This window comes from Finegoldia sp., assembly GCF_046991905.1.
Lineage (GTDB): Bacteria > Bacillota > Clostridia > Tissierellales > Peptoniphilaceae > Finegoldia.
The window spans coordinates 1-6,350 of sequence record NZ_JBKWZF010000075.1; the positions used below are offsets into that span (position 1 = coordinate 1).

Sequence of the window (6,350 nt, forward strand, 5' to 3'; positions counted from 1 at the left end):
TTTGCCTTGCAACATCTATCATGCTTTTGCAGTCGGGATAAACCGTAATCACGTTTCTGCAAATATAAAGTGCTTCTAAGTTTTCATACACGGTAAGAAGTGCTGTATATTCTTCCTGCATATCGCTTGAAAGCTGGCGGTACATAAAATCTAGTTCGTTGAGCTGGTACACGCTTGTATGTTCGTGGACTTCATCAGCAAAGGGCAGTACCTTTTCGGTAATGCGGTAATCTTGACTTTCTGCACCGACACCTAACTTTTCTTCAAACTCTGCAACATCTATCGGCAGGTCGAACCAGTATGATGTTGTTTCTTTGCCAGTTGTTCCTCTCGTTTCCACCAGCACCCTTGTTTCCTGCATTGTTCCTCACGTCCTTTCTGTTGTTTCATCACATCTTTTAAGCTCTGGTACGACATACCAAACACATACTTTGAAAAATCTTCTAACTGTTTTTCTTCATAATCGGCAGGGTTCAATCGTTTCATTTCCTGCCACACCTTACGCTTGTAAGAGGGCAGGTCGGAAATGTATTCACAGCCGACTTTTGCCTGCATATTCTTAAAAATATCGTTCATGTAATCACTCCAATCTGAAATTTTAGGTAAGAAAAAAGCAGTCAATCCTAAGACCAACTGCTTTGCATATAAATATAAATTTGTAAACTAAAATTTTCGGAAGTTTTTTTGTATTTTGTGTAGCCATAGTCCAGCAATACCAGCTATAATTGCCAAGAAAAAAACTGCGGTAGGAATAGAATGATTTTTTACTATAATCGCAATTACCCCAGATACTAAAATACCAATCCCTACGAATAAAACAGGTTTTCCTAATTCTTTTGCATATCCTTTTTTGTTATCAGTAGTATCAAATACTTTACCATGAACAAAAGAGTAATTTCCCTTTAATAAAGAAATACTCACGAATATAAGGATAGCAGAAACAAACCACATCATTATACTAAATCCTAACATAAAATATCACTTCCTAAAGTTGTATTTTTATATCCATATTATATCACCCCATTAACAACATCACAATAAAAATTTATGCACCGATAATCTTGTTGAATAGCTCTAACAGTACATCTTTCACACCGCCGGCGTTAAATACCAAACCGACAGCAATCAAGGCAACTACCAAGAAGCCGATAAGTTTGGAAAACTCACGCTTGAACCCTAAGTAGATACCGATAACCACAATCGCCATAAGCACCAAGCTCTGTGCGTTTGATAAAAACCATTGATACAAATTGTTTCCGAAATTCATGTTATTTGTCCTCTCTTTCTTCTAATTGTTTCATTTCACAGTCAGCTTCTTTGCCGACAGTCAAAATACACATCAAGACTATGCCGATACCCATTCCCAGAGATACCAGCAGGAAGTCTTTTAATAATATCCACATTTTTTATCACTCCTAACTTTCCACCAAATCTTTTGCAGGGGTCGTCTGCTGTTTGATTATCATTTCATGCTTTTCTGTGAGCTTTGCCTGCTGTTCGATTGTTTCCATGTAGTCTGTACCGTTTCCCTTATCAATCTTTTTCAGCATTTTCAAGGTCGGGGCTACCTGCCGTTGCACCCACCGCAATGTACGGTCTAAGGTATAAGGCTCTGGCTTTGTCGTTAGTTTCAGACTTTGCCGATTATCCCCGATAAACCACGCCCAGCGGTCATTGAGTTTCCAGTCATTTTTTCGCTTGTCTGGTTCTTCATCAACAAACCGTACATACTGATTGATGATAGAAAAGGCGGTCTGCTCTGCGTCATAATACGTCAGCAAATCTCGTACTGCATAATAGGCACGTTCATTTCTAAGCCGTATCTCAAAACGATTGATAATGTCGGCTTCTTCAAGCGGTGTCCCTAACTTGACGTACTGCTCATAGTCCTTTTCATAGATACAGAAATACACATCTGATTTCAGAGAACCAAGATAAAGGGTACGTCCCATATATTCTCTGTCGTCCTCTCTGTGCTTGATAAGCTCGCCCGACTGGTAAAACTTATAACTTCTGGACTTTCCGATATATTCCCGTTTCCTGCATTTCTCCGCAAGCTCTGGTATATCCAAAATGCCCGTATGGTCGTTGATAGCAAGGTCGATACGCTTCATCACGCCACCGTCTACCAGTGCGTCCATGAGAAAGTCATACCAGCTTCTTTGCTGTGCCAGCAGGTAACTTTCAAACTGTCGGCAACCACGCCCTTTTAACTCTAAAAGGACACCTTTTTCTTCGTCAGCCGACGTATAGATAAAGATGTCCCCAAGAGAATAATGCTCCGTATAGCTGTAATGTCCGTAATCTTCATGGAGCATATAATTGATATTCAGTTTTAATATATCTTTGATGATGTGCTGTATATCCAGCGTGGGAAAACGAATTTTCACATAATCAAACAGCATGGTAAGCGGTGCTTCTGGATTGAACCTTGCCAGTTCTTTATGCAGAGTTTCCAGAAGCTCCTTTGACGGCTTCATTTTTCCGCTTTCTATCTTATTGAGATATTCTCTTGTGATACCAGAAGCCACCGCCAGCCTGCCTTGTGAGATACCGTAAGCAACCCGCTTCTCCCGTAATTCTTTTATCCATTGTTCTTCATTCAGAACCATACCCCCAATCTATAAAGTGTGAAGTTTTTTAAGGCGACTTCACAGCCGATTTTTGTTAGGAAACCATGTCAGAAGCCTTATGTTTCCTATGCTTTTTGTCTATTGTCTATTTGCAAACGTACCCCTCTGTTAGATACCGAGGGGTTTTACCTGCTGGCGTGGCTAACGCCACACCAGCAACGGCTAGTCCGTGCCGTCGCCTTTCGCTTCGCACGTCGCCGTCCCGTCCTGCCTTGCTTGTGCAAGAGAGCCGATAGTCTGCAAAAAATCATGTCCTTTCGGGACTAAAGGCGTGTAAAATTCACTGATAACGCTTGTTCCCACATCACAATAGCCACGCCCCTTGATACGCTTCTGGAAAAACTGCTTTTTCACATCTGAACCAAACAGCATACCGTAACCTAATTCGCTGATACGCCCAAGTCCCACACGGAAATTGAAGTTATCTCTGATACCGTCCGAGAAATACTTTGCGTCTGGACGCTGGCAGGCAACAATAAGGAAATAACCTGCTTGTCGCCCTAACATAACGATTTTCTTTAACTGGCTAAGTAAGCTCACGCTTTCTTTTGTCCCCAGCATTTCAAAAAACGCCACATATTCATCAAAGATAAGAAAGCAGGGTGGCAGTCCCAGATAGGCGTAGTTTTCGCCCGTCTTGTAGTTCGGGTGTCGCTTCATCTCCTCACTTCGCTGTACCATGCCCTCATAAAAGGCATTGACGCAATCTATCATTTCTTCTTTGGTATGGTAGACGTTTGGCATGACCGTTCCTAAGTCCGCAAGGTCGCTATTCTTCGGGTCTAAGATGTAAAGGACAGCGTTGGTATGCAGTAAGGCTTCAATGAGCGTCAGCAGAAAATAGGTTTTACCGCCACCAGTTCCACCAGCAATCAGAGCGTGAGGGAGTGCGTCATATTCCCAGACAAGATTTTTCATCAGCTTTAAACAGCCGTTTTCTGCCCGTACTTCATCAATGGTAATGCGGTTTGCTATCATATCATAAAGCAGGGTATATTCGATATAGCCGTCATGCAGGGTCTTGTCGGTCAGCTCACAATACAAGCCACTTTCCAATTTATCCTCTAACCGTAAAAGCTGGTCTTGATATTTTCCCAGCGTGATTTCACAGCGGATATGAAGCAGTCCCTTTTCCATTTGATAATAAATCTTTGGAAACCAGACGATTTTTTCCCTTGATCTGCTTTGCAGGTCAGTAAAAAAACCGCTGTCTTGTACGGTATCGGCTTCATACCACTTATTTTCCAGTATCATTCTTGCCAGCTTTTGACGGTGCAGGAGCTTCTTGAAACTGTCGTAACAGAAGCGGTAATACAGAAAAGCGACCAATGCACAAACACCAGTCGCTATCAGTATGGCTATGAAGTTGTAAGGGGAAAGCGTCAAGCCATTCTCTAACAAGCTGAAATGCTCCCAATCGGTACGCATGAGCTGTTTCATATTCAGTAGCAGAAGAACCGCCACGAATACAAACAGAAGCGTCCCTATGGAAAAGTGGTAGACAAGGTGCTTGTCGCTGGCTCTGATACGGTGTCCTTTGTTCCAAATCTTACGCATAAATCAATCACTCCTTTCTGGGTATGAAAAAAGCAGTCAATCTTTAAGACTAACTGCTCTATTTGTAGTAATATTAAGTTGCAAAATTGCAATTTTATTGATTGAAGCATAATCAATACTCACTTTTACCCGATATTGAGTAAACTATGAATTACCCATGGTTGAACTGTAATCATAACTATAAATATATAAATTGCATATAACATTATTTCGACCATGTCATTAACATTTTCGGACTGAAGCCTTTTCCTAAAATTGATAGGTAAAATTTTTGACACCAGATAATATATCAAATATCCTAAACATGCTCCTGCTGTATTTATAATAAGGTCATTTATATCTGTTGCCCCCCAGCCAAACATCTGAACAATTTCAATAGATAAGGAAAACAGAAAGCCAGTTAAGATAACATTCTTTATATGCTGATACTTTTTATACAGTAATGGTAAGAAAAAGCCCAAAGGAACAAATAAAACAAGGTTTAGTATGGTATCTATTGGTCCACTTATCATACCACAAAATGGAATTATAGAAATTTGGGGACGAAATGATATTGTGCTTGTATAACCAATACCTGTTACAGTTAAAATTCCAAATAAATAATAACAAAAAACAAACACAGCGATAATATGAAAAATACTTTGTTTTCGTCCCGATTTTTTTCTAATAAAAAAATACAATATAAGAACTGGAATTATAAACACATACCCACTTATTGAACGAATAAGAATATCGGAAATTGGCAACATATTTTTCACTCCTTTTACATGAACTCATTACATATATTTGTCAGTCCGTTTCTTCTATAAAGATAACAGCAAAAATTAAAAATTATCCAACGAAAAATCGAAAATTTTTCTTAAAATTTTATTTATTCTACATACTCATATTATAGCAATTCCATGTATTCGCTACAATGAAAATCTATCCAGCAATCCTATTTTTTCGGCTGTCCCTGCGGTGTATGGTTCTGTGGACTTCCTGCGTTCTGGTTTCCTTTATTCTTCAACACAATATCCTCTGCTTTTACATACCAGTCCACATCTGCACCCGTATAAGTTTTTCGTGATACCGTATCGGCTACTGGATTGACAAGCTCCACAACTGCATTGTACGGAAATTCCCTTAACGGTACTTCTGGCGGTACAGACACGGGGATAATTCCACCATGCAGACTGCATTTCAAATCATAGATACGCTTTTTAAGCTGGGTACTCGGTGTCCCGTCCTCATTCTGCAAGAACACATCACGCACCGCTGTAAATTTTAATTCTCCAAATGTTTTCTCTCTGTCAATAACAAACCCGTTTGATAATCTCATAAATGCTTCACTCCTTTACTTTTCTTCAACTGCTACAATATCATCAGCAAGCAACACATAATCGGTATGTCCCATATCCCCGATTGCGTAACCTCTGCCGTATAACTTCGGATTGACAAGTTTTACTTTCTGTTCATACTTGAACTTCTTTTCGCCAGCCTGCACGGGAATTTCCACCACAACATTTTCGCCTTTCTGTACGTCAGAATAAAGGTTATAGCTTCGTCTGGCTATGACCTTGCGGTTGTTTTTATCCCTTTCAAAGATAGGCTCGCTTTCGCCTGCAAATTCAAGAGTTCCAAAAGACTGTGCCATATCTGGCACGACATATTTCATTTCCATATTGTTTTACCTCGTTTCTTTCTATTTTTGATAAATTGATTGTGATTTCTTATTCTGGCAATTCGGGAAGTACCAGCAATCCCACCGATAGTAAAGGGTAAAATAAATGCTTACGCACCCTTGACTATCCGTGTTCTTGCAGGTTGTTGGCAGACAAGCCAGAATAAGCGGAAGTCTGCCGTTTGACAGCTTCGGCGGAGAGCGTGATTTTCCTTTTCTCATACCGTTACCGCCTTATGATTTCTTCATTTTACGGCGTTTGCAGAAGAAGATACCTGCCAGTCCAGCACCAGAAGTCAAAAGAAGTGCAAGCAGTCCGTAAAGGTTTGTGTTATCGCCCGTTTTGGGACTGTCGCTCGGTCTGCTCGGCTTTTCTGGTGTCTGCGGTGTTTCGGGTTTCTCTGGTTCTTCTGGGACTTCGGTTTTTTCCTTAAAGGTAATCGTCTGTCCCTTATCCTCAATATCCTTATGCTCGGTAACTTTCTTCGGCTCGTCTG

At 40.4% G+C, this 6,350-nt stretch carries 11 protein-coding genes; all 11 read right to left on the minus strand.

The features are described from left to right. Positions 1 to 361 (minus strand): antirestriction protein (locus ACLUJM_RS12355; protein WP_412412934.1); only part of this gene is annotated, 361 nt, incomplete at its 3' end. Next, a complete protein-coding gene (locus tag ACLUJM_RS12360) occupies positions 280 to 576 on the minus strand; it encodes a conjugal transfer protein (RefSeq protein WP_082419285.1) in 297 nt (98 codons plus the stop codon). The genes ACLUJM_RS12360 and ACLUJM_RS12355, both read right to left, overlap by 82 nt. Before the next feature lie 87 nt (positions 577 to 663). Beyond that, positions 664 to 972, minus strand: a complete 309-nt coding sequence (locus tag ACLUJM_RS12365; RefSeq protein WP_004843356.1) for a hypothetical protein — start codon at positions 970 to 972, stop codon at positions 664 to 666. Positions 973 to 1,045: 73 nt separating this feature from the next. Beyond that, positions 1,046 to 1,267 (minus strand): hypothetical protein, encoded by a 222-nt coding sequence (locus tag ACLUJM_RS12370; RefSeq protein WP_004843355.1) that lies wholly within the window; start codon positions 1,265 to 1,267, stop codon positions 1,046 to 1,048. A 1-nt stretch (position 1,268) separates the two neighbouring features. Further along, positions 1,269 to 1,403 carry a DUF3789 domain-containing protein gene (locus ACLUJM_RS12375; protein WP_004843354.1) on the minus strand — a complete coding sequence of 45 codons (135 nt, stop codon included), beginning with the start codon at positions 1,401 to 1,403 and terminating at the stop codon, positions 1,269 to 1,271. A gap of 12 nt (positions 1,404 to 1,415) precedes the next feature. After that, positions 1,416 to 2,612, minus strand: a complete 1,197-nt coding sequence (gene mobT, locus ACLUJM_RS12380) for a MobT family relaxase (protein WP_118760197.1) — start codon at positions 2,610 to 2,612, stop codon at positions 1,416 to 1,418. A 183-nt stretch (positions 2,613 to 2,795) separates the two neighbouring features. Next, positions 2,796 to 4,190 carry an FtsK/SpoIIIE domain-containing protein gene (locus ACLUJM_RS12385; RefSeq protein ID WP_412412935.1) on the minus strand — a complete coding sequence of 465 codons (1,395 nt, stop codon included), beginning with the start codon at positions 4,188 to 4,190 and terminating at the stop codon, positions 2,796 to 2,798. A 125-nt stretch (positions 4,191 to 4,315) separates the two neighbouring features. Continuing rightward, the gene (locus ACLUJM_RS12390) at positions 4,316 to 4,939 is read right to left on the minus strand and encodes a VanZ family protein (protein WP_008393085.1); all 624 of its coding nucleotides are present in this window, start codon (positions 4,937 to 4,939) and stop codon (positions 4,316 to 4,318) included. Positions 4,940 to 5,127: 188 nt separating this feature from the next. Further along, positions 5,128 to 5,511, minus strand: a complete 384-nt coding sequence (locus ACLUJM_RS12395; protein ID WP_022620564.1) for a YdcP family protein — start codon at positions 5,509 to 5,511, stop codon at positions 5,128 to 5,130. Positions 5,512 to 5,526: 15 nt separating this feature from the next. Further along, positions 5,527 to 5,853, minus strand: a complete 327-nt coding sequence (locus ACLUJM_RS12400; protein WP_191386607.1) for a YdcP family protein — start codon at positions 5,851 to 5,853, stop codon at positions 5,527 to 5,529. Positions 5,854 to 6,087: 234 nt separating this feature from the next. Continuing rightward, positions 6,088 to 6,350 (minus strand): LPXTG cell wall anchor domain-containing protein (locus ACLUJM_RS12405; RefSeq protein WP_412412936.1); only part of this gene is annotated, 263 nt, incomplete at its 5' end.